The 22,555-nt window shown below is 75.4% G+C and carries 20 protein-coding genes; 10 read left to right on the plus strand and 10 right to left on the minus strand.

From position 1 onward, the window contains the following. Positions 1–5: 5 nt before the first annotated feature. Positions 6–2,126, minus strand: a complete 2,121-nt coding sequence (gene recQ, locus IE321_RS02485) for a DNA helicase RecQ (RefSeq protein WP_373316597.1) — start codon at positions 2,124–2,126, stop codon at positions 6–8. A gap of 655 nt (positions 2,127–2,781) precedes the next feature. On the opposite strand from recQ, the gene IE321_RS02490 reads away from it, so the two are divergent. Beyond that, positions 2,782–3,042, plus strand: coding sequence for a lipopolysaccharide assembly protein LapA domain-containing protein (locus IE321_RS02490; RefSeq protein ID WP_043227679.1), 261 nt, complete (start codon positions 2,782–2,784; stop codon positions 3,040–3,042). 33 nt (positions 3,043–3,075) lie between these two features. Here IE321_RS02490 and IE321_RS02495 read toward each other — a convergent pair whose 3' ends face one another. Beyond that, positions 3,076–3,441: a MarR family transcriptional regulator gene (locus tag IE321_RS02495; RefSeq protein WP_043227680.1), complete on the minus strand. Its 366-nt coding sequence runs from the start codon at positions 3,439–3,441 to the stop codon at positions 3,076–3,078. 153 nt (positions 3,442–3,594) lie between these two features. Between IE321_RS02495 and IE321_RS02500 the strand changes: the two genes are divergently transcribed. After that, complete coding sequence (locus tag IE321_RS02500) at positions 3,595–3,909, plus strand: hypothetical protein (RefSeq protein ID WP_190221549.1); 315 nt, start codon at positions 3,595–3,597, stop codon at positions 3,907–3,909. Positions 3,910–3,930: 21 nt separating this feature from the next. On the opposite strand, the gene IE321_RS02505 is transcribed toward IE321_RS02500, so the two are convergent. Next, positions 3,931–5,316, minus strand: a complete 1,386-nt coding sequence (locus IE321_RS02505) for an MFS transporter (protein WP_190221550.1) — start codon at positions 5,314–5,316, stop codon at positions 3,931–3,933. A gap of 173 nt (positions 5,317–5,489) precedes the next feature. Between IE321_RS02505 and IE321_RS02510 the strand changes: the two genes are divergently transcribed. Together IE321_RS02510 and IE321_RS02515 are read left to right on the plus strand one after the other, a co-directional pair. Continuing rightward, a complete protein-coding gene (locus IE321_RS02510; RefSeq protein ID WP_190221551.1) occupies positions 5,490–8,813 on the plus strand; it encodes an AfsR/SARP family transcriptional regulator in 3,324 nt (1,107 codons plus the stop codon). 362 nt (positions 8,814–9,175) lie between these two features. Then, positions 9,176–10,495, plus strand: a complete 1,320-nt coding sequence (locus IE321_RS02515) for a TerD family protein (protein WP_226652684.1) — start codon at positions 9,176–9,178, stop codon at positions 10,493–10,495. Between the two features lie 71 nt (positions 10,496–10,566). Here IE321_RS02515 and IE321_RS02520 read toward each other — a convergent pair whose 3' ends face one another. Further along, positions 10,567–11,532 carry a pirin family protein gene (locus tag IE321_RS02520; protein WP_190221552.1) on the minus strand — a complete coding sequence of 322 codons (966 nt, stop codon included), beginning with the start codon at positions 11,530–11,532 and terminating at the stop codon, positions 10,567–10,569. A 170-nt stretch (positions 11,533–11,702) separates the two neighbouring features. Between IE321_RS02520 and IE321_RS02525 the strand changes: the two genes are divergently transcribed. The 4 genes from IE321_RS02525 (at position 11,703) to IE321_RS02540 (ending at position 14,311) form a co-directional block, all read left to right on the plus strand. Then, entirely contained in the window at positions 11,703–12,047 is a 345-nt protein-coding gene (locus tag IE321_RS02525) for a tetratricopeptide repeat protein (protein WP_043227684.1), read from the plus strand. Between the two features lie 51 nt (positions 12,048–12,098). Continuing rightward, positions 12,099–12,518: a DUF6153 family protein gene (locus IE321_RS02530; RefSeq protein WP_190221553.1), complete on the plus strand. Its 420-nt coding sequence runs from the start codon at positions 12,099–12,101 to the stop codon at positions 12,516–12,518. An 89-nt stretch (positions 12,519–12,607) separates the two neighbouring features. Continuing rightward, entirely contained in the window at positions 12,608–13,213 is a 606-nt protein-coding gene (locus IE321_RS02535) for a DUF305 domain-containing protein (RefSeq protein WP_190221554.1), read from the plus strand. 186 nt (positions 13,214–13,399) lie between these two features. Then, complete coding sequence (locus tag IE321_RS02540; protein ID WP_226652685.1) at positions 13,400–14,311, plus strand: F510_1955 family glycosylhydrolase; 912 nt, start codon at positions 13,400–13,402, stop codon at positions 14,309–14,311. A gap of 145 nt (positions 14,312–14,456) precedes the next feature. Here the strand turns inward: IE321_RS02540 and IE321_RS02545 are convergent, their stop codons facing one another. Beyond that, positions 14,457–16,172, minus strand: coding sequence for an amidohydrolase (locus IE321_RS02545; RefSeq protein WP_226652686.1), 1,716 nt, complete (start codon positions 16,170–16,172; stop codon positions 14,457–14,459). Positions 16,173–16,359: 187 nt separating this feature from the next. After that, positions 16,360–17,766, minus strand: a complete 1,407-nt coding sequence (locus tag IE321_RS02550; RefSeq protein ID WP_190221555.1) for a purine-cytosine permease family protein — start codon at positions 17,764–17,766, stop codon at positions 16,360–16,362. Positions 17,767–17,929: 163 nt separating this feature from the next. On the opposite strand from IE321_RS02550, the gene IE321_RS02555 reads away from it, so the two are divergent. Next, complete coding sequence (locus IE321_RS02555; protein WP_190221556.1) at positions 17,930–18,538, plus strand: TetR/AcrR family transcriptional regulator; 609 nt, start codon at positions 17,930–17,932, stop codon at positions 18,536–18,538. Between the two features lie 12 nt (positions 18,539–18,550). On the opposite strand, the gene IE321_RS02560 is transcribed toward IE321_RS02555, so the two are convergent. Beyond that, positions 18,551–18,718: a hypothetical protein gene (locus IE321_RS02560; RefSeq protein ID WP_190221557.1), complete on the minus strand. Its 168-nt coding sequence runs from the start codon at positions 18,716–18,718 to the stop codon at positions 18,551–18,553. Then, the gene (locus IE321_RS02565; RefSeq protein WP_190221558.1) at positions 18,715–20,169 is read right to left on the minus strand and encodes a dihydrolipoyl dehydrogenase family protein; all 1,455 of its coding nucleotides are present in this window, start codon (positions 20,167–20,169) and stop codon (positions 18,715–18,717) included. Before IE321_RS02565 ends, IE321_RS02560 begins: the two co-directional genes overlap by 4 nt. 112 nt (positions 20,170–20,281) lie before the next feature. Between IE321_RS02565 and trxA the strand changes: the two genes are divergently transcribed. Further along, positions 20,282–20,650 carry a thioredoxin gene (gene trxA, locus IE321_RS02570; RefSeq protein ID WP_043229704.1) on the plus strand — a complete coding sequence of 123 codons (369 nt, stop codon included), beginning with the start codon at positions 20,282–20,284 and terminating at the stop codon, positions 20,648–20,650. Positions 20,651–20,820: 170 nt separating this feature from the next. Here trxA and IE321_RS02575 read toward each other — a convergent pair whose 3' ends face one another. Then, positions 20,821–22,008 (minus strand): thiolase family protein, encoded by a 1,188-nt coding sequence (locus tag IE321_RS02575; RefSeq protein ID WP_190221559.1) that lies wholly within the window; start codon positions 22,006–22,008, stop codon positions 20,821–20,823. A gap of 233 nt (positions 22,009–22,241) precedes the next feature. Continuing rightward, a complete protein-coding gene (locus tag IE321_RS02580) occupies positions 22,242–22,511 on the minus strand; it encodes a hypothetical protein (protein ID WP_043229701.1) in 270 nt (89 codons plus the stop codon). Positions 22,512–22,555 lie beyond the last annotated feature (44 nt).

Below are 22,555 nucleotides of genomic sequence, written 5' to 3' on the forward strand. Positions count from 1 at the left end.
GCGTGTCACTCCCAGTCGTCCCAGGACGGCTCGGTCTCGTCGTCGCCGAAGAAGAGGGGCTCGTCCCCGGCTGCCGGGGCCGCGACGGCGGGGCGGGCCGCCGCGGGGGCGGGACGGGCGGCCGGGGCCGGTGAGGTGCCGACCGAGCGGGCCGCCCGCCGGTCCGTCGCCCGGGCCGCCGGACGGGCCGGGGTCTCGGCCATCTCGGCCGCCTCGGCCGCCGCGGCCGCCGGCGTGTCGCCGCCGCCCGCTCCGGCGAACTCGGCGAGGGCCTCCAGGACGCCCTCGCCGTACTTGGCGAGCTTGGCCTCGCCGACGCCGCCGACCGTGCCGAGCTCGGCCACGCTCCGCGGCAGGCCGGTCGCGATCTCACGCAGCGTCGCGTCGTGGAACACCACGTACGCGGGCACGCCCTGCTCGCGCGCGGTCGCCGCGCGCCAGGCGCGCAGGGCCTCGAAGACGGGCACGGCCGCGGCGGGCAGGTCGACGGGGACGCGGGACTTGCCGGAGCGGCCGCCGCTCTCCTTGCGGGGCGCCGCCTTCGCGGTCTCCTTGCGCATCGGGACCTGGCGCCGCCCGCCGAGGACGTCGCCACTGGCCTCGGTGAGGACGAGGGTGCCGTAGTCGCCCTCCACCGCGAGCAGCCCCTGGGCGAGGAGCTGCCGGACCACGCCCCGCCACTCGGGGGTGCCAAGGTCGGCGCCGATGCCGAAGACCGAGAGGTTGTCGTGGTCGAACTGTATGACCTTGGCGGTCTTCTTGCCCTGGAGGATGTCGATGATCTGCCCGGCGCCGAACTTCTGGCGCCGCTCGCGGGCCAGCCGCCACACGGTGGACAGCAGCTTCTGCGCGGCGACGGTGCCGTCCCAGGACTCGGCGGGGGTCAGGCACGTGTCGCAGTTCCCGCAGGGCCCGGACTTCTGGCCGAAGTAGGCGAGCAGGCGGACGCGGCGGCACTCGACGGTCTCGCACAGGGCGAGCATGGCGTCGAGGTGGGCGGCGAGGGCGCGCCGGTGGTTCTCGTCGCCCTCGGAGCCGTCGATCATCTTGCGCTGCTGGACGACGTCCTGGAGGCCGTACGCGAGCCAGGCGGTGGCCGGCTCGCCGTCGCGGCCCGCACGGCCGGTCTCCTGGTAGTAGCCCTCGACGGACTTGGGCAGGTCGAGGTGGGCGACGAAGCGCACGTCGGGCTTGTCGATGCCCATGCCGAAGGCGATCGTCGCGACGACCACGACGCCGTCCTCGCGGAGGAACCGCGCCTGGTTGGCGGCGCGCGTCGCGGCGTCCATGCCCGCGTGGTACGGGATGGCGTCGACGCCGTTCTCGGCGAGGAAGGCGGCGGTCTTCTCCACGGAGGAGCGTGACAGGCAGTAGACGACTCCGGCGTCCCCCGCGTGCTCGGCGCGGATGAGGTCGAGGAGCTGCCGGGTCGGGTTGTTCTTGCCGGCGATCCGGTACTGGATGTTGGGCCGGTCGAAGCTGGCGACGAAGTGCCGCGCCTCGTCCAGGCCGAGACGGGTGGCGATCTCCCCGTGGGTGGCCTCGGTGGCCGTCGCGGTCAGCGCGATCCGCGGCACCTTGGGCCAGCGCTCGTGGAGCATCGAGAGGGCGAGGTAGTCGGGCCGGAAGTCGTGGCCCCACTGGGAGACGCAGTGCGCCTCGTCGATCGCGAAGACGGAGACCGTGCCCCGGTCGAGCAGCCGCTGGGCGCCCTCGGTGCGCAGCCGCTCGGGGGCCAGGTAGAGGAGGTCCAGCTCTCCGGCGAGGAAGGCCTGCTCGACGGTCTGCCGCTCGTACGGGTCCTGGGTCGAGTTGAGGAAGCCCGCCCGGACGCCGAGCGCGTTCAGCGCGTCCACCTGGTCCTGCATCAGCGCGATCAGCGGCGAGATCACCACGCCCGTGCCGGGCCGCACCAGTGCCGGGATCTGGTAGCACAGCGACTTGCCGCCGCCGGTCGGCATGAGCACGAGGGCGTCGCCGCCGGCCACGACGTGCTCGATGATCTCCTGCTGCTCGCCCCGGAAGGAGCTGTAGCCGAAGACCCGGTGGAGGACCTCCAGGGCGTCGGAGGATCCGTCGGGGCTCGGCGAGGAGGAGGCGTCGGAAGAAGCGTCGATGAGGGCCACCCGAAAAGCCTATCCGCCCGGACACCCCGCCCGGGCCGCCCGCCGCGACCTGTGGACAACGCGCGTCAGCGGGGTGCTCCGGTCACTCGGTGGGGTGAGTGCGAGCCCTGCCGCCGCCCGTCTCCAGGCTCGCCACGAGGGGGCAGTCGGGCACCGGGCAGACCGCGCAGCCCAGGTGGGCGCGGGTGAGGGGCCCGGGGGCGCTGCCGCGTCCGGCTCACCCCGCCCGGGCGCGGGGCCGCCCGCGTACTCGACCAGGAGCAGGGCGCGGTCGTCGGCGCCCTCGTGGCCGGCAGCAGGCGCGCCTCCCGGCCGAGCAGCAGATCACACAGCGCCACGCAGGGCACGGCGCAGACGCCCCTGCGGTCGACGTGCTCCCCGAGGGGGTCCGACGCCTCCCGGTGGTGTCGCACGTTCCGGCCTCCTCCGTGGGTGCGGCGGCGGGGCGGCCCGCCGTCCGGGCGGGAAGGAACCCACCCTGATGAACGCGGTTGTCGATTGCGGGGTCGAGCGGCCGCCTCTCCGGGGCGATCGGCGCGTACGGCCCGAAAGGGCCGGACGGCCGGGCCGGAGGACCTCCGCTGGGCGGGACAGAGGTCTCGTCGGCGCCGATACTGGGGAGGGCACCCCTCCTCCCCCGAGAGAGGACCGACTCATGTCGCGGAACACCGCGAAGAAGCCGCACCAGCCGGCGAGCGTCACGGTCAAGGGGCGGAACATGCGGTTCCGAACCATCGGGTTCCTGCTGGTCGCGGCCCTCGCCATCTGGTTCATCGCCGCCAACACCGGCTCCGTCACCATCCGGCTCTGGGTTCCGACGGTCACCCTCCCCCTCTGGTGCGTCCTGACCGTGACGCTCCTCGTCGGGGTCCTGCTCGGCCTCTTCATCGCGCGCCGCCGCGCCGCGCGCGACTGACCGCGCGAGCACCCGGCCCCGGGCATCCGACGCTCAGGCGTCCGCCCCCTCGTCCATGGCGGACGAGGGATCGGGGGTACGGCCCGGTTCGCGGTCGTCCTCGCGGGCGAGGAGCTCCAGCAGTCCGGCGATCTCGTGTCCGGCCTCGGCCGGGTGCCGGAACGGGGCGTCCGGGTTCACGCGGTAGCGGTTGCGGCGGCCGTCGGCGGCGCGGGCCCGGGCGAGGTACCCGCCTTGCTCCAGGTCGGCGACGATCGCCTGGACGGTCCGCTCGGTCACCCCGCAGCGGGCGGCCACGTCCCGGAGGCGCATCTCGGGATCCCGGGCGACCGTGAGCAGGACCCGGGCGTGGTTGGTGAGGAAGGTCCACCCCGACTGTCCGCTTCCGTTCTCTCCCATAGGGAGCACCTCCCCTGTACCGGACAGGATCATGCGAGACACGTTTCGTGAAACATTGACGCATATGCCGGGAAGGCAGACACTCGGAGTGAGACATCCCGGTGACGTCCCCCGCGCACGGGCGAGCGGCGCACCCCACGACCGGAGCACCTCATGAGCGGTGAACTCGTCGAACGGGTCCGGACCGCCCTCGCCGACGCCGGCTTCGGCCCGGGCAGTGGACTGACCGCCCAGAGCGACGGCTCGGCGGTCATCGTCTCCTGGCACCCCGACCGGCTGATCCGGCCCACCATCACCGCCCACGCCGACGACCCGGACGTGCACGCCGCCGCCGAGATCTCCGGCATCCGCAGCGCCCTGGACGCCGCCCTCACCAGCGTCTTCCTCGCCGCCGGCCTGGTCCCGCTCAGCCACCCCGAGGGCTTCATCAGCGTCACGGCCGTCCGAGCCGCCTCTCCGGCCGGCTGAACCCCCTCGCCGTTCTCCGGCTCAGGTCTCGGCCCCGCCGGGCGGGAAGCCGTGCGAGCGGGCCCGGAGCACCACCACCAGGACCGGTACGAGCAGGGCCAGCAGCGTCCACGGGAAGGAGCCGCTGCCCGCCGCGTCCAGGAGGACTCCGCCGAGGACCCCGCCCGCGGCCATCGCCACGTTCCAGAGGGTCACGAGCATGGCCTGCGCGCCGTCGGCCTGCGCGCCACCGGCCTCCCCCGCCGCCGTCTGGAGCAGCGTCGGCACACCGCCCCATCCCAGCCCCCACAGGACGGCGGCCAGGTGGACGAAGGCCGTGTGGTCGGCCAGGACCGCCAGCAGCGCGGCCGCCACCGCCACGAGCAGGGTGCCGGCGAGCGTGAGCAGGCGCAGCTGCCGGTGGATGCGGGCACCCACGACCCAGATGCCGAGCAGCGACGCGGCGCCGAACTCCAGCAGCACCAGGTCGGTGCGGTCACCCATGCCCAGGTCGTCGAGGAAGGCGGCCACGTACGCGTACAGGACGGTGTGGGCCAGCACGAAGACCAGCGTCACGAAGAGCACGGCCGGCACGCCCGGAACCCTCAGCGCCCGCATCATGCCCGGGCGTTCGCCCGCCCGCTGGCCCGGCTGGTCCGGGACGGCGGCGGCGATCCACCCCAGCAGCAGCACGGTCAGGCCGGTCATCGCCAGGAAGGCGACCCGCCAGTCGGTGACCTTGCCCAGGTAGGTTCCGGCGGGCACGCCCAGGGAGAGCGCGACCGGGATGCCCGCCATCGCGACGGCGATCGCGCGGCCCTGGAGCCGCTCCGGGGCCAGGCGCCTGGCGTATCCCGCGAGCAGCGCCCAGGCCAGACCGGCAGCGACGCCCGCCACGAAGCGGGCGGCCATCGTCAGACCGTACTCCGAGGAGACGGCGGTGACGGTGTTGGCCGCGGCGAAGCCCGCCATGGAGACCAGCAGCAGCCGCTTGCGCCGCCATCCGGCCGTCGCCGCCGTGAGCGGGATCGCGGTCAGGGCGGTGCCGAGCGCGTACACGGTCACCGTCTGCCCGGTGACCGAGGTGCTGACGCCGAGGTCGCCGCTCATCGCGGGCAGCAGCCCGGCGGGCAACGTCTCGGTGAGGCTGGTGACGAAGACGGCGGTGGCCAGGGCCAGCAGCGCGAGGAGCGGCAGCCCCTGCCGCCCACCGGCCGGGTCGGGGGCGGGCGGGGGCGCTGCGGTCGCTTCGGTCGCTTCGGTCGCTTCGGTGGCTTCGGTCGCTTCGGTCGCTGCGGTCGCTGCGGTCGCTGCGGTCGCTGCGGTCGCTGCGGTCGCTGCGGTGGCTTCGGTCGCTTCGGTCGCTGCGGTCGCTGCGGTCGCGTCGGGCGGCACGGAGTTCGGTGCGGTGTCCGGTGCGGTGCTCATGGGGTGCTCCAAGTCGGTTCGTCCGGAGGGGGCGGGCTCGCCGGTCCGGCGTCGCCGCCCTCCCGGCGAGCCCGACTGTGCGTCAGCTCCCTTCGGAAATCCTTCGGTTCCGCTTCCGGTGCGAGGCCGACCGCCCCCGGAGGCGCCGGCGCGGGGCGGATAGGGTGGCCGACATGCGGTTTGGGGTGCTGGGGCCGGTCGCCGTCTGGGACGACGACGGCGTGGAGGTCGTGGTCCCCGAGGCGAAGGTCCGCACGCTGCTCGCCCTCCTGCTCGCCCACGAGGGCGGGACCGTCGCGGCGGACCGGCTCGTCGACGTCCTGTGGAGCACCCGGCTGCCCGCCCACCCGTCCGGCGCGCTCCAGGCACGGGTCTCACAGCTGCGCAGGGTCCTGGGCAAGGAGCGTGTGGTGCGCCGCCCGCCGGGCTACCTCCTCGACGCACGCCCCGAGGAGGTCGACGCGTCCCGGTTCCGCGCGCTGGTGGCACAGGCCGCCGCCGCACCCGCTCCCGGCGACCGGGCCGCGCTGCTGACGGAGGCGCTGGAGCTGTGGCGGGGCCCCGCGTTCGCGGTCGTCGCGGACCTCGGCCATGCTGGCCCGGCCGCCGCCCGCCTGGTCGAGGAGCGGGCGACCGCCCAGGAGGAACGGGCCCGGGCCCTCCTCGCGGCCGGCGCGGGAGCCGCGCTCGCCGGGGAACTGGCCGGGCTCGTCGCCGCGCACCCGCTGCGCGAGTCCCTGCACGCCCTGCGCCTGCGCGCCCTGTACGCGGCGGGCCGCCAGGGCGAGGCACTCGCCGCGTACGAGGAGCTGCGCGGCCGGCTCGCCGAGGAGCTGGGCGTCGACCCCGGCCCGGAACTGGCCTCCCTGCACACCGCGCTCCTCCGGCACGCCCCGGAGCTCGCCGTACGCGCGCCCTCGTCCACCCCGGACGCCCCGGACCCCTCACTGGTCCCGCTCGTCCCACCGGCCCCGCTCGTCTCACTCATCCCACTGGCCCCGCCGGTCCCCACCACCCCACCCGCCCCGGCCGCGGTTGAACCACTCCCCTCACCCCTGACCCCCCTCATCGGCCGGGACGCCCTGGTCTCCCACGTACGCCGGACGCTCGGAGCGTCGCGGCAGGTGACGCTCACCGGGCCGGGCGGGGTCGGCAAGACACGGGTCGCCGTCGCGTCGGCGCGAGGGGCGGGGACGGACGCCTGGCTGGTGGAGTTCGCCGGCGTGCGGGCCGGCACGGCGGCGGACCTGGCCCAGGTCGTGGCCGCCGCGCTCGGACTGCGGGACGACGCCCGTACGACCGCGCCCGGCACCGCCCCGCTCTCCGCCCTCGGGCACCTGGCCGGCGCGCTGCGCGACCGACGGGGCCTGCTGGTGCTGGACAACTGCGAGCACGTGGTGGACGCCGCGGCCGAACTCGCCGCACGGCTGCTCGCCGCCGCTCCCGGCGTGCGGGTGCTGGCCACCAGCCAGGAGCCACTGGGGCTGAGCGGCGAGACGGTGGTCCCGGTCGAGCCGCTCGCCGCGCCGGACGCGGTGCGCCTCTTCACGGAACGCGCCGCCGCCTCCGCACCGGACTTCCCCGCCGACCCGGCCGCCGTCGGCCCGGAGGACCGTACCGCCGTCGAGGAGATCTGCCGCCGCCTCGACGGCATCCCGCTCGCCCTGGAACTGGCCGCGACCCGGGTGCGCGCCCTGGGGGTGCGGGAGCTCGCCGACCGGCTCGGGGACCGCTTCCGGCTCCTCGCCGGCAGGCGCCGCGGCGGCCCGGCCCGGCAGCGGACCCTGCGCGCGGTGATCGACTGGAGCTGGGAGCTGCTCAGCCCGCCCGAGCGCGTCGTGCTGAGCCGCCTCGCCGTCTTCGGCGAGGGCGGCGACCTGGCGGCGGTCACGGCCGTCGCGACCGGGGACGGCGTGCCCGACGGGGAGGTCTGGGAGCTGGTCGGCCGGCTCGTCGACCGGTCGCTGGTCACGGTGGCCGACGGGCCGTACGGCCCCCGCTACCGGCTGCTCGAGTCCGTGGCGGCCTACGCCCTGGAGCGGCTGACCGAGCGGGCGGAGGCGGACGCCGTACGGGAACGGCACCTGGCCCACTACCTCGACCTGGCCGAACGCGCCGAGCCCGAGCTGCGGGGCCCGGACCAGCGCGCCCGGCTCGACCGGCTCGACGCCGAGGCGGGTCATCTGCGCGCCGCCCTCGACACGGCGCTGAGCCGGTCCGGCGACGGGGTGCCCGCCGCGCGCCTGGCGCGGGCGCTCGCCTGGTGGTGGCTGCTGCGCGGCCGCCTCACGGAGGCCCGGCGCTCCCTGCGGGCGGTCCTCGACGCGCACCCCGACCCGTTTTCGGAACGGCACGAACTCCTGCTGTTGCACCGTGCGTTCGCGCTCCTCACGGAGGGTCGCGACGCCGACGACACTCCGGTCCCGGCCGACGCGTGCGGCCGTCGGGCGCGCGCCGGGTGGCTGTGCGCGTACGGCCTGTTCAGCGCGGGCGCGCCCGAGGAGGCGGAGGCGGTCAACTCCCGCGCGCTGGAACGGTTCGAGGAACTCGGCGACGCGTGGGGCGAGGCGGCCGCCCTGAGCCTGCGGGCCCGACTGGCACTGGACCGGGGCGACCTGGCAGGCCTGGGGCGCGACGGCGCGGACAGTGCCCGGGCCTTCCGCGAACTGGGCGACCGTTGGGGCGAGTTGCAGACGGTATCGGCCCTGGCGACGCTGGCCGAGATCAGGGGCGCGTACGAGGAGGCCGCGGGGCGCCAGCGTGAGGGGCTGCGCATGGCCCGTGAACTCGGTCTGACCGCCGAGGTGTCGGCCCGCCTCTCGGGCCTGGGCCGGCTGGCGCTGCTGGACCGCGACTGGGACCGGGCCCGCGAGCTGCACGGGCAGGCGCTCGCGATGGCCGCCGAACAGGGCCACGCCTACGGCGAGATCCACGCCCGGATGGGGCTGGCGCTCGGGGCGCGGAGGTCCGGCGACCTGGCGGCGGCGGAACACCACCTGCTCCTGCTCCGCGACCGCTTCGCCCAGGCGTCCTCACCGGCGGGCGAACACCTGCGCCACGCCGAGCTCGGCTTCCTCACCGAACTCGGGGGCCGTCACGACGAGGCCCTCGGCCATCACCTGCGCGGCCTCGCGGTGGCCCGCACCCTCGCGGAGCCCCGCGCCCTCGCACTCTCGCTGGAGGGCCTCGCGGGCGCGCTCGCCCCGCACTCCCCCGCCGAGGCCGCCGCCCTCCTCGGCGCGGCGGACGCCGAACGCCGCACCGTGGACGCCCCCCTGCCCACCGCCGAACGCGCCGACGTCGACCGGATCACCGCCGCCCTCCACGCCTCCCTGGGCCCGACCGCCTTCCACACCGCGTCCGCCCGGGGCGCCCTCGCGGGCGGGGAGGCCACCCTCGCCCGCCTGCGCGACCTCCTCACGGCACCAGGCCGTCCGGTCGACCGGGCCCGGGAACGGGATCGGGGGCGAACCGTCCGGGTGCGGCGGGGATCATGAGGGGGTACCGAACACCTCCTCGACGAGACCGGCGGTCATGACGTCGGCGGCGGCGCCTTCTGGAGGCGAGGCGATCGGGTCTCGGGCCGGGACGGGGCCCGAGGAGGGGAGGCCCGCCGGACCGGGCCCGACGCAAGGAGCCGGCGCGAGCGGGCGTCGCGCGAACCGGAGGGACGCGGCACGGAACACCGCGAGACATCGCGACCCCCTCCGCAATCAACTCAGGTGGCCGGCCCGGCAAGCGCGGAGGTGTCGAGCGGCGTACGGGAGCCGCGTGACGGTCCCTCGTGTCCCCGCCACCGCCACCCCGTCAAGCCGTGAAGATCTTTTCGCCCCGCTCCGCCGGTGACACCATGTGCCCCATGACGCACATCGCCAAGGGCGCGAACGCCCCGGTTCCCACCGCCCCGCTGCGGATCGCCGTGGGGCGCCGCCATGTGCCGGGCGCGCCCCTCGTCGAGGCCGCCGCGCTGCTGCTGGACGCGGCCGGAGCCGTGCGCCGGGACGCCGACCTCGTCTTCCGCGGGCTGCCCGCGCATCCCTCCGGTGCCCTACGGCACCTGGGCACGGGCGACGGCGACGGGCAGGTCGCCGAGTGGCTGGAGCTGGACCTGCCGCGCGTCGAGGCGAACGTGCGACGGATCCTGATCGCCGGGTACTGCGACGGCGCCCCGTTCGGCGCGGTCCCCGGCCTGTACGCCCAGGTGGTGGCCGCCGACGGCTCCCCGGTCACGCACTACGACGTCACCGACGCCGCCACCGAGACGGCGTTCGTGCTCGGGGAGTTCTACCGCCGGGACGGCGGCTGGAGGTTCCGCGCCGTGGGACAGGGGTACGACACGGGGCTCGCGGGGCTGGCCCGGGACTTCGGCGGCGGGGCGGCATGGACTACGCCAGGGCCGAACGGGCGGCCGGCCTCCGGCCCGACGCCCCTGGACGGCGTGACGAAGGCAACCGCCGGCCCGATCCCGGAGGCGGGACCGGACGGCACGGGGAAGCCCTTCCCCCACGCTCCGGTGGTCGCCTCGAAGGCGATACCGGGACCGGTGCCCGCACCGGTCCCGACCGGCGCCCCGCCCGCCTGGGGCCCCTTCCTCGACTTCGAGCCGCTCGTCCACCGCGGGAAGGGCGCCACGACGCTCACCGTGGACCTCCCCTTCCCGCCGAACTCCGACCCCGTGATCCTGCAAGCACGCCTCACCGACGGCCACTTCCGCTTCCTTCGGGTCCTGCCCCTGGGCCTCGACGACGTCGACGCCGTGTTCAACAACGACCTGCCCGAGCACCACGGCCGCGCCCTGCTCGTCCCCCCTCCCGCCGGCGGCCCGCTGAAGCTCGAGGTGGCCCACTCCGGCAACTGGGAGCTGACCGTCCTGCCCCTCACCGCCGCACGCCCCCTCACCCCCGGAACGACCCGGGGCAGCGGCCGCGAGGTCTTCCTCCACACGGGCCCGGCGGCCGAACTCAAGGTCAAGGCGTCGGACCGCGGCAGCGGCTGGTTCCGGCTCCACGCCCACCGGGGCGACGGGCCCGGCGCCCTGCGCGAACCCGCCGAACGCCTCGTCCACGCCTGGATCGGCAAGCGTGTCAGGGAGAAGCCCCGGATCCCCGAGGGCCCCCTCCTGGTCGTGATCGACAAGAGCAGGCACCACTGGGAGTTCACGGTGACCCCACTCGCCTGACCAGGGCGGCGGACGTGCGGCACGGCGGGCGCGCGAGGGAGCGGGCCCGCCGTGCCGCACGTCCGACCGGGTCAGCGCACGCGTCCGCGCGGCTTCAGGGGGGTGGCGGGGAGCTCCGGAGCCGACAGCGGGAGACCGCCGTAACCGTGCACCTCGCCGAACCGCGTGCCCTTCTCCCAGTCTTCGCGCGCCTGCGCGATCTCGTCGCCGGACCGCCCGACGAAGTTCCACCACATGACGATCTCCTCCTCGAAGGGCTCGCCGCCGAGGAGCATCAGGCCCGCGTCGGAGGAGGCGCGGAGCGGGAGGGCGGTGCGGCCGCAGCCGAGGTAGAGCATGGAGCCGGGCAGGAGCGGGACGCCGTCGACGTGGACCTCGCCGGACATGGTGAGGACGGCGTACTCGAAGTCCGGGTCGAGCGGCAGTCCGGTCTCGGTGCCGGCGGTCAGGGCGAGGTCGGCGCCGACGATCGGGGTGTACGTGGTTCCCGGCGAGGCCGCACCGTCGAGGGAGCCCAGGATGACGGTGGCGGTGAGGCCGGGCGCGGTCACCGTCGGCAGGTCGGCGTGGTGCTGGAAGTGGGGTTCGACGTGCCGGTGGGCGTCGGGCAGGGCGACCCAGAGCTGGGCGCCGTGCAGCAGCCGGGCGTGCGGGCGGGGGCTCTCCTCGGAGTGGGAGATCGCCCGGCCCGAGGTCATCAGGCCCAGCTCGCGGGGGCGGATCGTCTGGAGGCTGCCGGTGGAGTCGCGGTGCAGGACCTCGCCCTCGTGGAGCCAGCTGACGGTCTGGAGGCCCATGTGGGGGTGGGGCGGGACCTGCATGCCGGGCTCGTCGGCGATGTCGTCGGGGCCGTAGTGGTCGACGAAGGCCCAGGCGCCGACCATCCGCCGGCCGAGGTTCGGCAGCAGGCGCCGCACCTCGGTCGACTCGCCGAGCCGGACGTGTCGGGGGCTGAGGAGTTCGCGTACGGGCTCGGCGACGACGAAGCCGCGGCCACCGCACACGGCGAGCTCGGCCTGGCGGTCGAGATTGCTCATCGGGGATCGACACCTCTCCAGTGGGGGAACCGGGGAATCCGGCGGAAGCAGGGGAAGCAGGAGGAACCGCGGGAAAGCAAGTGGTGGAATGTTCAACTACTCTTCGGTGTTGACGAGGGCGCACCACCCCACAGGGTGACAGATCAGGCACCCCGGAACAGGGAGAGCAAGTGAGCGACACGTACTACGAGTTCGGAACGGCCGCCGACCGCTGGAGCCGCGCGCAGCTGTTCTTCGACGCGAAGGAGTACCAGACCGCCGTCCGCGTCCTGCGCGGCCTCGTCGCCGAGCACCCGGACCAGACGGCCCAGCGGCTGCTGCTCGCCCGCGCCTACTACCACTCCGCCCAGCTGAAGAACGCCGAGACCGAGCTCCGCGCGATCCTGGAGCGCGACCCGGTGGAGCACTACGCCCGACTGATGCTCGGCCGCACGCTAGAGCGCCAGGGCCGCCAGGACGAGGCCGCCCCGCACCTGCGGATGGCCGCGGCGATGAGCGGCGAGCTGCCGTCCTGACGCGGAACTGATACCCCGGCACGGTATGGTCGGGCCCAGGAGGTCCTGATCATGCCCACACCCCGGCCGCGCCCCGGCGAACGAGCGGGAGGTGCCCTCGCGCACCTCCTGCTCGTCGTCGTGCTCGCGCTCGGGGTGTTCATGATGCACTCCGTGGGCCACCCCGAAGGGGACCCGCGCGCCGGGACGCACACCGCCGCGCCCGCCGGGGCGCACGCCGCGGAGTCCGGCGCCACCCACGGGTCCGCTCCCCTGGACGAGGGGCACGCGCCCGGCTCGGGGATGGACATGACCACGCTCTGCGTGGCCGTCCTCGCCGGCTGGCTGCTCGCCGGACTCGTCCGCGCCGCGCTCGGCCGCCGCCCCGACTGGCTCGTCCTCCTCCTCGCGCGGCTGACGCCCGCGCTCGGGCCGCACGCCCCGCCGCGCCGCCCGCCCGACCTCGCCCTGCTGTCCGTCCTGCGGATCTAGGCCGTACCGCCCGCCGCGGGCCGCTCCATGCCGCCCGCGCACCTCCGGTACCCGCCCATGCCCGTACGTACAGCACCCGAGGATTCACCATGCGTACTTTCCGGAAGCGCACCCCCCGCGCCCTCGCCCTGACCGGCGCCGTCGCCGCGGCCGCCCTGCTCCTCGCCGCCTGCGGCGAGGACGACCCCGTGAAGGGGACGGGCCACGGCGGTGCGACCCCGTCGGCCACCGTCTCGGTCGCCGGGGACTTCAACGACGCGGACGTGATGTTCGCGCAGATGATGATCCCCCACCACGAGCAGGCCCTGGAGATGGCGAAGCTCGCCGACGGGCGCGCCGAGAACGCCGACGTGAAGCGGATCGTCGCGGCCGTCGAGAAGGCGCAGGACCCCGAGATCCAGAAGATGAAGGCGTGGCTCAAGGGCTGGGGCAAGCCCGAGTCCGCCGGGATGGGCCATTCGATGGCCGGGATGATGTCCGAGCAGGATATGAAGGACCTCGCCGCCGCGAAGGGCGAGGACTTCGACCGCACGTTCGCCGAGCTGATGATCGCCCACCACGAGGGCGCGGTCGAGATGGCGAGGACGGAGCAGAAGGACGGCGGCAACGCCGAGGCGAAGGCCCTGGCGGGCGAGGTCGTCCGGGCCCAGACGGCGGAGATCGCCGAGCTGAGGAAGATCCTCGACCGGCTCTGAGTCGGGTCCGGTCCCTCGTCCCCCTGTCCCCGACCGTGGTCGGGGACAGGGGCGGGGGCGGGGGCTCTGTCGTGGTCGCGACCGGTCGGGCCAGGGCCCGTTCCCCTGTGGGGCGGGCCCGGCCGCCCGCCCGCGCGCGGCCGCCGACGCTCCCGCCCCTCCCTCCTTCTCTCGGCGAACGAAAGCATGATGATCAAGTACCGCCTTCCCCGGGCCGCCGCCGTCCGCGCCGCGACCGCCCTCGCCCTCACGCTCACCTTCACGCTCACCGCGTGCTCGGCTTCCGGACCCGGCGCATCGGAGCCCGGATCGGCGGGCTCGGACTCCGGGGCCGCGTCCGCGCTCACCCATGTCCACGGCCTCGGCCTCCACCAGGACACCCTCTACGTCGCCACCCACGAGGGGATCCACTCCCCAGGCCCCGGTGGCGCGCCCGTCCTCGTCGGCGAGCGGCGGGACGACTTCATGGGCTTCACGGTCGCCCGCGACGGCACGTTCCTCGCCAGTGGGCACCCCGCGCCGGGGGACGGTGGCCCCTCGAACCTCGGGCTCGTCGCCTCGGCCGACGCCGGGCGCAGCTGGGCGGAGAAGTCCCTCGGCGGCGAGGTCGACTTCCACGCCCTGGACACCGCGCCCGACGGGTCCGTGTACGGCTACGACAGCACCGGCGGGCGGCTGCGGGTCACCCGCGACCAGGCCGCCTGGGAGGACCGGGCCGCACTCCGGGCCCTCGACATCGCCGTGTCCCCGACGGCCCCGGACACCGTGCTCGCCACCACCGAGAGCGGCGTCGCCCGCAGCACCGACGGCGGCCGGACCTTCTCGCCCGGGGCCGGGCAGGTCCTCTCGTACGTCTCCTGGGGCGCTGCCGACGCGCTCTACGGCGTCTCGCCGGACGGGGTCCTCTTCCGCTCCGGCGACGGCGGCACCTCCTGGACCAGGACCGGCACCGTGCCCGGCGGCGGCCCGCAGGCGCTGACGGCCGTCGACGCGCGCCGGCTGCTCGTCGCGACCGGGGACGGGGTGTACGAGTCCCGGGACGCGGGCCGTTCGTTCGTCCGCCGGATGGAGGTGACGGGCGGGAAGGACGGGCACTGAGCGGAGCCCGTACCGGCAGAGCCTCGTACGGGCGGAGCCCCGTACCCGCGGAGCCCCGTACCGGCAGAGCCCCCTACCGGCCGGAACGTGGCCCGGCCGGGCTCCCGGCCCCGCCCGACTCGGCCGGGAGGTCCGGCGGCGGGGGTCAGACCCCGGCGGGCCGCCCGGCCGCCTCCGCTGCGGCCTCGCCGGCCGCGGCCGCCTCGCCGTCTCCGACGACGACCTCGCCGCCCACGACGACCGTCTCCGCGACCGTGCCGGGGATGTCCTCGGGGGCGATCCGCAGGATGTCCCGGGAGAGGACGACGAAGTCGGCGAGCTTGCCGACGGTGAGCGTGCCGCGCTCGTGCTCCAGGAAGTTCGCGTACGCGGAGCCCCGCGTGTAGCCCTCGACGGCCTCGGTGACGGTGAGGGTCTGGCCCGCCGTCCAGGGCTCGCCGCCGGCGAGCGGGCGGCGGGTGACGGCGGCGTGGATGCCGACCATCGGGTCCATCTCGGCGACGTTCCAGTCGCTGGAGAGGGCGAGCACGGCGCCCGCCTCGCTGAGGTCGCGCAGCGGCCATGCCTTGTGCCAGCGGTCGGGGCCGATGTTCTCGGCCCAGTCCTGACCGGGGCCCGCGATGTCGGGGGCGGCGTGCCTGGGCTGCATGCAGGCGACGACGCCCAGCTCGGCGAAGCGCGGGGTGTCGGCGGGGTCGAGGCACTCGACGTGGACGACCTGGTGGCGGGCGTCGCGCGGGCCGTTGACGGCGCGGGCGTGGGCGACGGCGTCGAGGACGGTCCGGATGCCGCGGTCGCCGGTGGCGTGCACGAAGCACTGGAAGCCGCGGGCGTCGAGGCGGGCGAGCAGGTCGGCGAACTCCTCGGGCGGGTAGAAGGTGTCGCCCCGGTGGTGGGCGCAGCCCGCGTACGGCTCCAGGAGGGCGGCGGTGCGGGGTTCGACGACGTCGTCGATGTAGAGCTTCAGCGGGCCGACGCGGAAGCGGTCGTCGGCGTGTTCCCCGGCGGCCGCCTCGAAGGCGTCGAGGTCCGCGTCGGTGGTGCCGCGCGGGTGGAAGAGGGCGGCGACGATCCGGGAGCGGAGCCTGCCCTCGGCACGCGCGCGCGTGAAGAGGGCGAGGTCGTCGAGGGAGTTCTGGGGTTCGACGACGGTGGTGATGCCGAAGCGGATGGCGTCGTCGAGGCTGCGGGCGAGGCGCCCGTACTGCCGGTCGGGAGAGGCCCAGGGGACGCCGAGGGCGCGCAGCGCGCGGTGGCCGTCCCGGGAGAGGCCCTTGACCGCGAAGTCCTTGACGAAACCGGTGGGTTCGCCGGTGGCGGGGTCGGTGACGGCGCGGCCGAAGGGCAGGTCGGTGTGGTCGCGGTCGACGCCGAGGGCGCGCAGGGCGGCGGTGTTGAGCCAGGCGGTGTGGACGTCGTAGCTGAGGACGAGGGCGGGGGTGTCGCCGGTGGCGGGGTCGAGGTCGGCGGCGGTGGGCATGCGGCCGCCGGGGATCGCGGAGTAGTCGAACGCCTCGGCCTCGATCCAGGCGGCGTCGGGGTGGGCGGAGTGCCAGGTCCGCACGCGCGCGTGGATCTCGTCGAGGGTGCGGGCACCGGCGAGCTGTACGCAGGCGTCGTCGGAGCCGAGCCGGACGTGGTTGTGGGCGTCGACGAAGCCGGGCAGGACGAGCCGTCCGGCGGCGTCGAGGACGCGGGTGCCGGGGCCGGCCCAGGCGGCGGCGTCCGCGTCGGCGCCGAGCCAGACGATCCGCCCGTCCCGTACGGCCATCGCCTCCGCCTCGGGCAGCGCGGGGTCGACGGTGTGGATGCGGGCTCCGCTGAGGAGCAGGTCGGCGGGGGCGGGGGCGGTGCCGTTCATGCGGGGTGCGTTCCTTGTCGTACGGGAGGGGTGGCGGCGGTCGCGGGCGCTGCGGGCCCTGCCGGGCGGCCGGGTGCGAGGGCGGGGCGGGGACGGGGACTGGATGGGGACGGGGGCCGGGTGGGGCGGTGGGTACGGCCGGGGCCGGCGGCTGTGGGGCGGCGGGCCGGTCAGGGGGCGGGCCCGGTCAGGGGGTCGGGTGCGGGATCGCGGTGCGGCGGGACAGGAGGACGTACACGAGCGCGGCGACGGGGGCGCCGAGCAGCGTGAGGTCGGCGCCGCCGAGCGGGGCGACGAGGGGGCCGGTCCAGAGGGCGGAGTCGCAGGTGAGGGCGGCGAAGAGACCGCCGGCGAGGAGGGCGGCGACGCCGGCGGGGTGCCAGCCGGAGCGGTACCAATAGGCACCGCCGGGGTCGGTGCGGTGGAGCGCGTCGGAGTCGTAGCGGCAGCGGCGCAGCACCATGTCGGCGAGGAAGACGCCGCCCCAGGGGGCGAAGACGATGATCAGGAGGGAGAGGAAGGAGAGGAGGGAGGTGGTGAAGTCGGTGAGGAAGAGGGCGCCGAGGGAGCCCGCGGCGGTGACGGCGGCGCTGACGGCGAGGGCGCGGGCGCGGCTCCAGGGGATGCCGAGGACCTGGAGGTTGAGGCCGGAGGAGTAGAGCGTGATGACCGAGTTGGTGACGGAGCCGCCGAGGACGAGGGCGAGGAAGACCGGCCGGAACCAGCCGGGCAGCAGGCTCTCGGCGCCGGCGACCGCGTCGGTCATGTCGGTCTGGGTGGCGGCGGCGACGCCCGCGACGCCGAGGGCGACCGAGGAGAGGAAGCCGCCGAGGGCCCCGCTGACGGTGACGGCCCGCAGGCTCGTGGTCCGGGGCAGGTAGCGGGTGTAGTCGGCGGGCATCGGGAGGTACGAGAACGGGCCGGCCAGCATCACCACGAAGGCCAGGCTCCACCCGGCGGCGCCGGGGCCGGTCGCGGGGGCGGAGGTGTCGGCGCCCGGCACCAGGAGGACGACGAGGACGCCGAAGCCGACGGCGAGGACGTACGCCATCCAGCGTTCGGCGAACTGGACGGTGGCGTGGCCCCAGAAGGAGATCGCGAAGGTCAGGGCCAGCGTGACGGCGAGGGCCAGGGCGCGGGGCGCGGCCCCGCCCGACCAGCCGAGGGCGGCGAGGAACGCCTCCAGGGCGAGGGTGCCGACGACGGTGTTGACGACCGTGTAGCCGATGCTGACGACCCAGTTGAGCGCGCCGGCGGGGCGGTTGCCGCGCGGGCCGAAGGCGGCGCGGGAGAGCACCAGGGTGGCGGTGCCGGTGCGGACGCCGCCCAGTCCGGCGGCGCCGATCGCGAGGAAGGCGAGGCCGCCGAGCACGACGACGGCGGTGGCCTGCCAGAAGGAGAGGCCGAAGGCGACGGCGAGGGCGCCGTTGATGACGTAGGTGAAGGTGAGGTTCGAGCCGAACCAGACCCAGAAGACGTCCTTGGCGCTGCCGTGGCGCTCGGCGTCGGGGATGGGGTCGATGCCGTGCTCCTCGACCTGGAAGACCTCGTCCTTGGTGGCGGTCAGGGGTGCCGCCGTCTCGTGGTCGAGCACATCACGCTCCTCTTGAATGACGTTCTAAGTTCTTGAATGGCATTCAAGATGAGTGACGAGTTCCGGCCACGTCAAGACCCCGGCCGGAATCCGGTTAAGGTCGATGCCGAACGCGGTGCCGCACAGGGACGGGGCCGGAGCGAGGGAACGGGGTGCGGCGGCGGTGGCAGGAGCGGCACGGCGGCGCGACGGGCACGTCACCCAGGAGCGGATGCTGGAGGAGGCCATGGCGGCGATCGCCGAGGACGGCCTCGCCTCCCTCACCATGTCCGCGCTGGCCGATCGGCTCGGCACCAGCGGCGGCCACATCCTCTACTACTTCGGCTCCAAGGACCGGCTGCTGCTCGCCGCGCTGCGCTGGAGCGAGGCGGCCCTCGCCGAGGAACGCCGGACGCTGCTCGCCCGCCGGACCCCCGCCGAGCGGAAGCTCGACGACTTCCTGCGGCTCTACCTGCCGCGCGGCCCGCGCGATCCGCGCTGGACGCTGTGGATCGAACTCTGGGCCAGGACCGCCGGAAACCCCGAACTGCGCGACGCCCAGCGGGAACTGGACGCCGACTGGCAGCGCGACCTGGAGTCGCTGCTCGCCGCCGGCGCGGCCCGGGGGCGCTTCGCCCCGCTCGACGCGACGGCCCGCGCCTCCGAACTCCTCGCCCTCCTGGACGGCCTGAGCACCCGCGTCGTCCTCGGCGGCGAGGCCACCGGCCAGGACCCCCGATCGGCCCTGGACGCCGCCCGCGCGGCGGCGGCCCTGCTCGTCCCGCGCGCCTGACCCGGGGCGCGCTCAGCCTCCGGCCGGCTCCACGGGCGGGTCGCAGGCCGGCGCGACCCCGTCGGGGAGCCGGTCGGCGAGCGGGGCGAGACCGTGACGGAGGAGCCCGGCGTGCGGGACCGGTCCGCCGCGGCGTGCGCGGGAGGCGTCGTACGCGTGGGCACGCTCCTCGGGGTTCATGCCGGGTCGGCGCCGTCGCGGTACGCCTCCAGGAGCCGGAGCCAGACCTCGCTCAGCGTCGGGTACGAGGGGACGGCGTGCCACAGCCGGGCGACGGGCACCTCGGCGGTGACGGCGACGGTGGCGGCGTGGAGGAGTTCGCCGACGGCGGGGCCGACGAAGGTGGCGCCGAGGAGGACCTCGCGGTCGAGGTCGACGACGAGCCGGGCCCGGCCGCGGTAGCCCTGGGCGTACAGGCCCGCTCCGGCGACGGAGCTCATCTCGACGTCGACCGCGCGGACCCGGTGTCCGGCGCGCTCGGCCTCGGCCAGGCTCAGGCCGACGGCGGCGGCCTCCGGGTCGCAGAAGACCACCTGGGGGACGGCGCCGTGGTCGGCGGAGGCCGCGAGCGGACCCCAGGGCGCGGCGTCGGAGGCGCCCCCGGCCGCGCGGGCGGCGATCGCGGCGCCGGCGATCCGGGCCTGGTACTTGCCCTGGTGGGTGAGGAGCGCCCGGTGGTTGACGTCGCCGACGGCGTAGAGCCAGTCGGTGCCGGTGACGCGGAGGCTGTCGTCGACGTCGAGCCAGGAGCCGGGTTCCAGGCCGACGGTCTCCAGGCCGACGGACTCGGTGCGCGGGGCGCGGCCGGTGGCGAAGAGGACCTCGTCGCCCTCGACGGTGTCGCCGCCCTCCAGGACCACCGTGACGGGACCGCTGCCGCCGTCCCGTACGACCGCCTCGACCGAGACGCCGGTGAGGACGTCGGCGCCGCGCGCCCGCAGCGCCTCGGCGACCCGCTCGCCGACGAAGGGCTCCATCCTGGGCAGCAGCCCGTCGCCGCGCACGAGCAGGGTGACGTGGGAGCCCAGGGCGTGCCAGGCGGTCGCCATCTCGACGCCGACGACACCCCCGCCGACCACGACGAGACGGCCCGGCACCCGGTCGGCGCTGGTCGCCTCGCGGCTGGTCCAGGGGCGTGCGCCGGAGAGTCCGGGCAGCGGGGGCAGGACGGCGCGGCTGCCGGTGCAGACGGCCACGGCGTGCCGCGCGGTCAGGACGTGGTGCTCGCCCTCGGGGCCGTCGACGGTGACCCGGCGCGGACCCGCCAGGCTGCCGTGCCCCCGGTAGACGCGCACCCCGATCGAGTCCAGCCAGTCGACCTGCCCGTCGTCCTTCCAGTGCCCCACGGTCTCGTCCCGGTGCGCGAAGACGTCGAGCGCGTCCAGGGGGCCGTACACCGCCTCGCGCAGGCCGGGGACCTTGCGCGCGTCGGAGCGGGCCAGGACCGGCCGGAGCAGGGCCTTGCTGGGCATGCACGCCCAGTAGGAGCACTCGCCGCCGAGCAGTTCGGCCTCCACGATCGCCGCGGTCAGACCGGCCGCGCGGACCCGGTCGACGACGTTCTCGCCGACCGGGCCCGCGCCCAGGACCACGACGTCGTACTCGTGCTCGTTCTCCACCGTTCGCGTCATGGGGACCAGTCTGGTGGGTGGGGGCCGGAATAGCGCGGCTCGATAGGCCGTTGTGCGGGACGAGTCCCCAGAGGACCGTGAGGACACCACCGGAGACCGGAAAGGCGGCGGCATGAGCACCATCGAGCTCACCAAGGACAACTTCGACGAGGTCGTGAGCGGCAACGACTTCGTCCTGATCGACTTCTGGGCTTCCTGGTGCGGACCCTGCCGTCAGTTCGGCCCGGTCTACGAGGCGGCGTCCGAGCGCCACCAGGACCTGGTCTTCGCCAAGGTCGACACCGAGGCGCAGCAGGAGCTGGCCGCCGCCTTCGAGATCCGGTCGATCCCGACGCTGATGATCGTCCGCGAGAAGGTGGCGATCTTCGCGCAGCCGGGCGCGCTGCCGGAGGCCGCGCTGGAGGACGTCATCGGCCAGGCGCGGAAGCTGGACATGGACGAGGTCCGCAAGTCCGTCGCGGCCCAGCAGCAGGCCGAGTGACCGAGGCGCACGGCGCACGGTGAGAGCCCCCGCTCCGGCGGGGGCTCACCCGTGTCCGGACGCCTGGCGTTGTCATGCGCCTGGCGTTGCCCGTACGTCTGACCTTGCCGTACGTCCTCCGGTGGATACGGGTACGAGTACGGGTTCGGGCGCGGGGACGGGCGCGGCGGTCAGCGCTCCAGGACCAGGGCCAGGCCCTGGCCGACGCCGATGCAGAGGGCCGCGAGGCCGGTGCCGGAGCCGGCGGCGGCCAGCTGGTGGGCGACCGAGCCGGCCAGCCGGGCTCCGGACGCGCCGAGCGGATGGCCGAGGGCGATGGCGCCGCCGCGCGGGTTGACCACCGCGGGGTCGAGTTCCGGCCACTCGGCGAGGCAGCCGAGGGCCTGGGCGGCGAACGCCTCGTTCAGCTCGAAGGTGGTCAGGTCGGCGAAGGAACGGTCGGCCTTGGCCAGGGCCCGCTGGACGGCGGCGACCGGGCCGAGGCCGAAGAGCTGCGGCTCGATGCCGGTGACGGCGGACGCCCGGATCCGGGCGAGCGGCTCGCGGCCCGTCTCGCGGAGCCCGGCCTCGTCGACGAGGAGGAGGGCGGCGGCGCCGTCGTTGAGCGGGGAGGCGTTGCCGGCGGTGACGGTGCCGCCCTCGGTCCTGAAGGCCGGCTTGAGCCGGCCCAGCGCCTCCAGGGAGGTGTTCTCGCGGACGCACTCGTCGCGGGAGAGCTCCGCGCCCGGGTACGGGACGACCTCGCCGTCGTACAGGCCCTTGGCCCACGCCTCGGCGGCCTTGCGGTGGCTGTCGAGGGCGAAGGCGTCCTGCGCGTCGCGGCCCAGGCCGTGACGGTCGGCGACGAGTTCGGCGCCCTCGCCGAGGGAGACGGTCCACTCGGCGGGCATCCGCGGGTTGGTCATCCGCCAGCCGAGGGTCGTCGAGTGCAGCTGCTGGTGACCGGCCGGGAAGGCGCGCTCGGGCTTCTGGAGCACCCAGGGGGCACGGGACATCGACTCGACGCCGCCCGCGATCGCGACGGAGGCGTCGCCGAGGGCGATGGCGCGCGCCGCCTGGATGACGGCCTCCAGGCCGGAGCCGCAGAGCCGGTTCACGGTCACGCCCGGGACGCTGACGGGCAGTCCGGCGAGCAGGACGGCCATGCGGGCCACGTCCCGGTTGTCCTCGCCCGCGCCGTTCGCGTCACCGAAGTAGACGTCGTCGACGAGGGCCGGGTCCAGGCCGGGCGTCCGGTCGACGAGGGCCTTGACGACATGGGCGGCGAGGTCGTCCGGCCGCACGGAGGCGAGGCCGCCGCCGAACTTCCCGATCGGGGTGCGGACGGCGTCGACGATGTACACGTCGCGGATGCTCATCGGATCTCTCCCGGGTACCGGCGGAACGACTCTGTTCGCCTGGTGAAACAAGTTTCGCGCAACTGCGCGCGCAGAGTCTGGGGCCGCTGGTGCGCCCTGTCAACGGGGGCGGGGCGGGAGCCGGAGGTCGGGGAGGCGGAGGGAGGCGGGGCCTGCCCGGCCGGGGGACCCGCTCTCACCAGGCACGCCCCGCCGGGACCCGCTCTCACCAGGCACGCCCCGCGGGGACCCGCTCACGCCTGGGGCGCGTCCCGCACCAGGGCGACCAGGCCGTAGTCCAGCTCGCGCCCGTCCACGAGCAGGGCCTCCACCGTGCCCGTCTCCGGGTCGACGTCGGCGACGATCCCGTGCCCCTCGTAGATGGGATACCCGGATTCCCCCTCCCGTCCGGTGCGCTCCACCACGGCCGACCGCACCGCGCTGTCGGCGACGGCCGCCCCGCCCCGGTCCTCGACGTGCGCGGGCACCAGCAGGATCTCGTAACGCTTCGGGTGAGTGCTCATGCACCGACGCTAAGCGCTGCGCCTTCCTCCCGCCGGGCGGCACG

Origin of the sequence: Streptomyces hydrogenans (assembly GCF_014656075.1) — a bacterium.
Lineage (GTDB): Bacteria > Actinomycetota > Actinomycetes > Streptomycetales > Streptomycetaceae > Streptomyces > Streptomyces hydrogenans.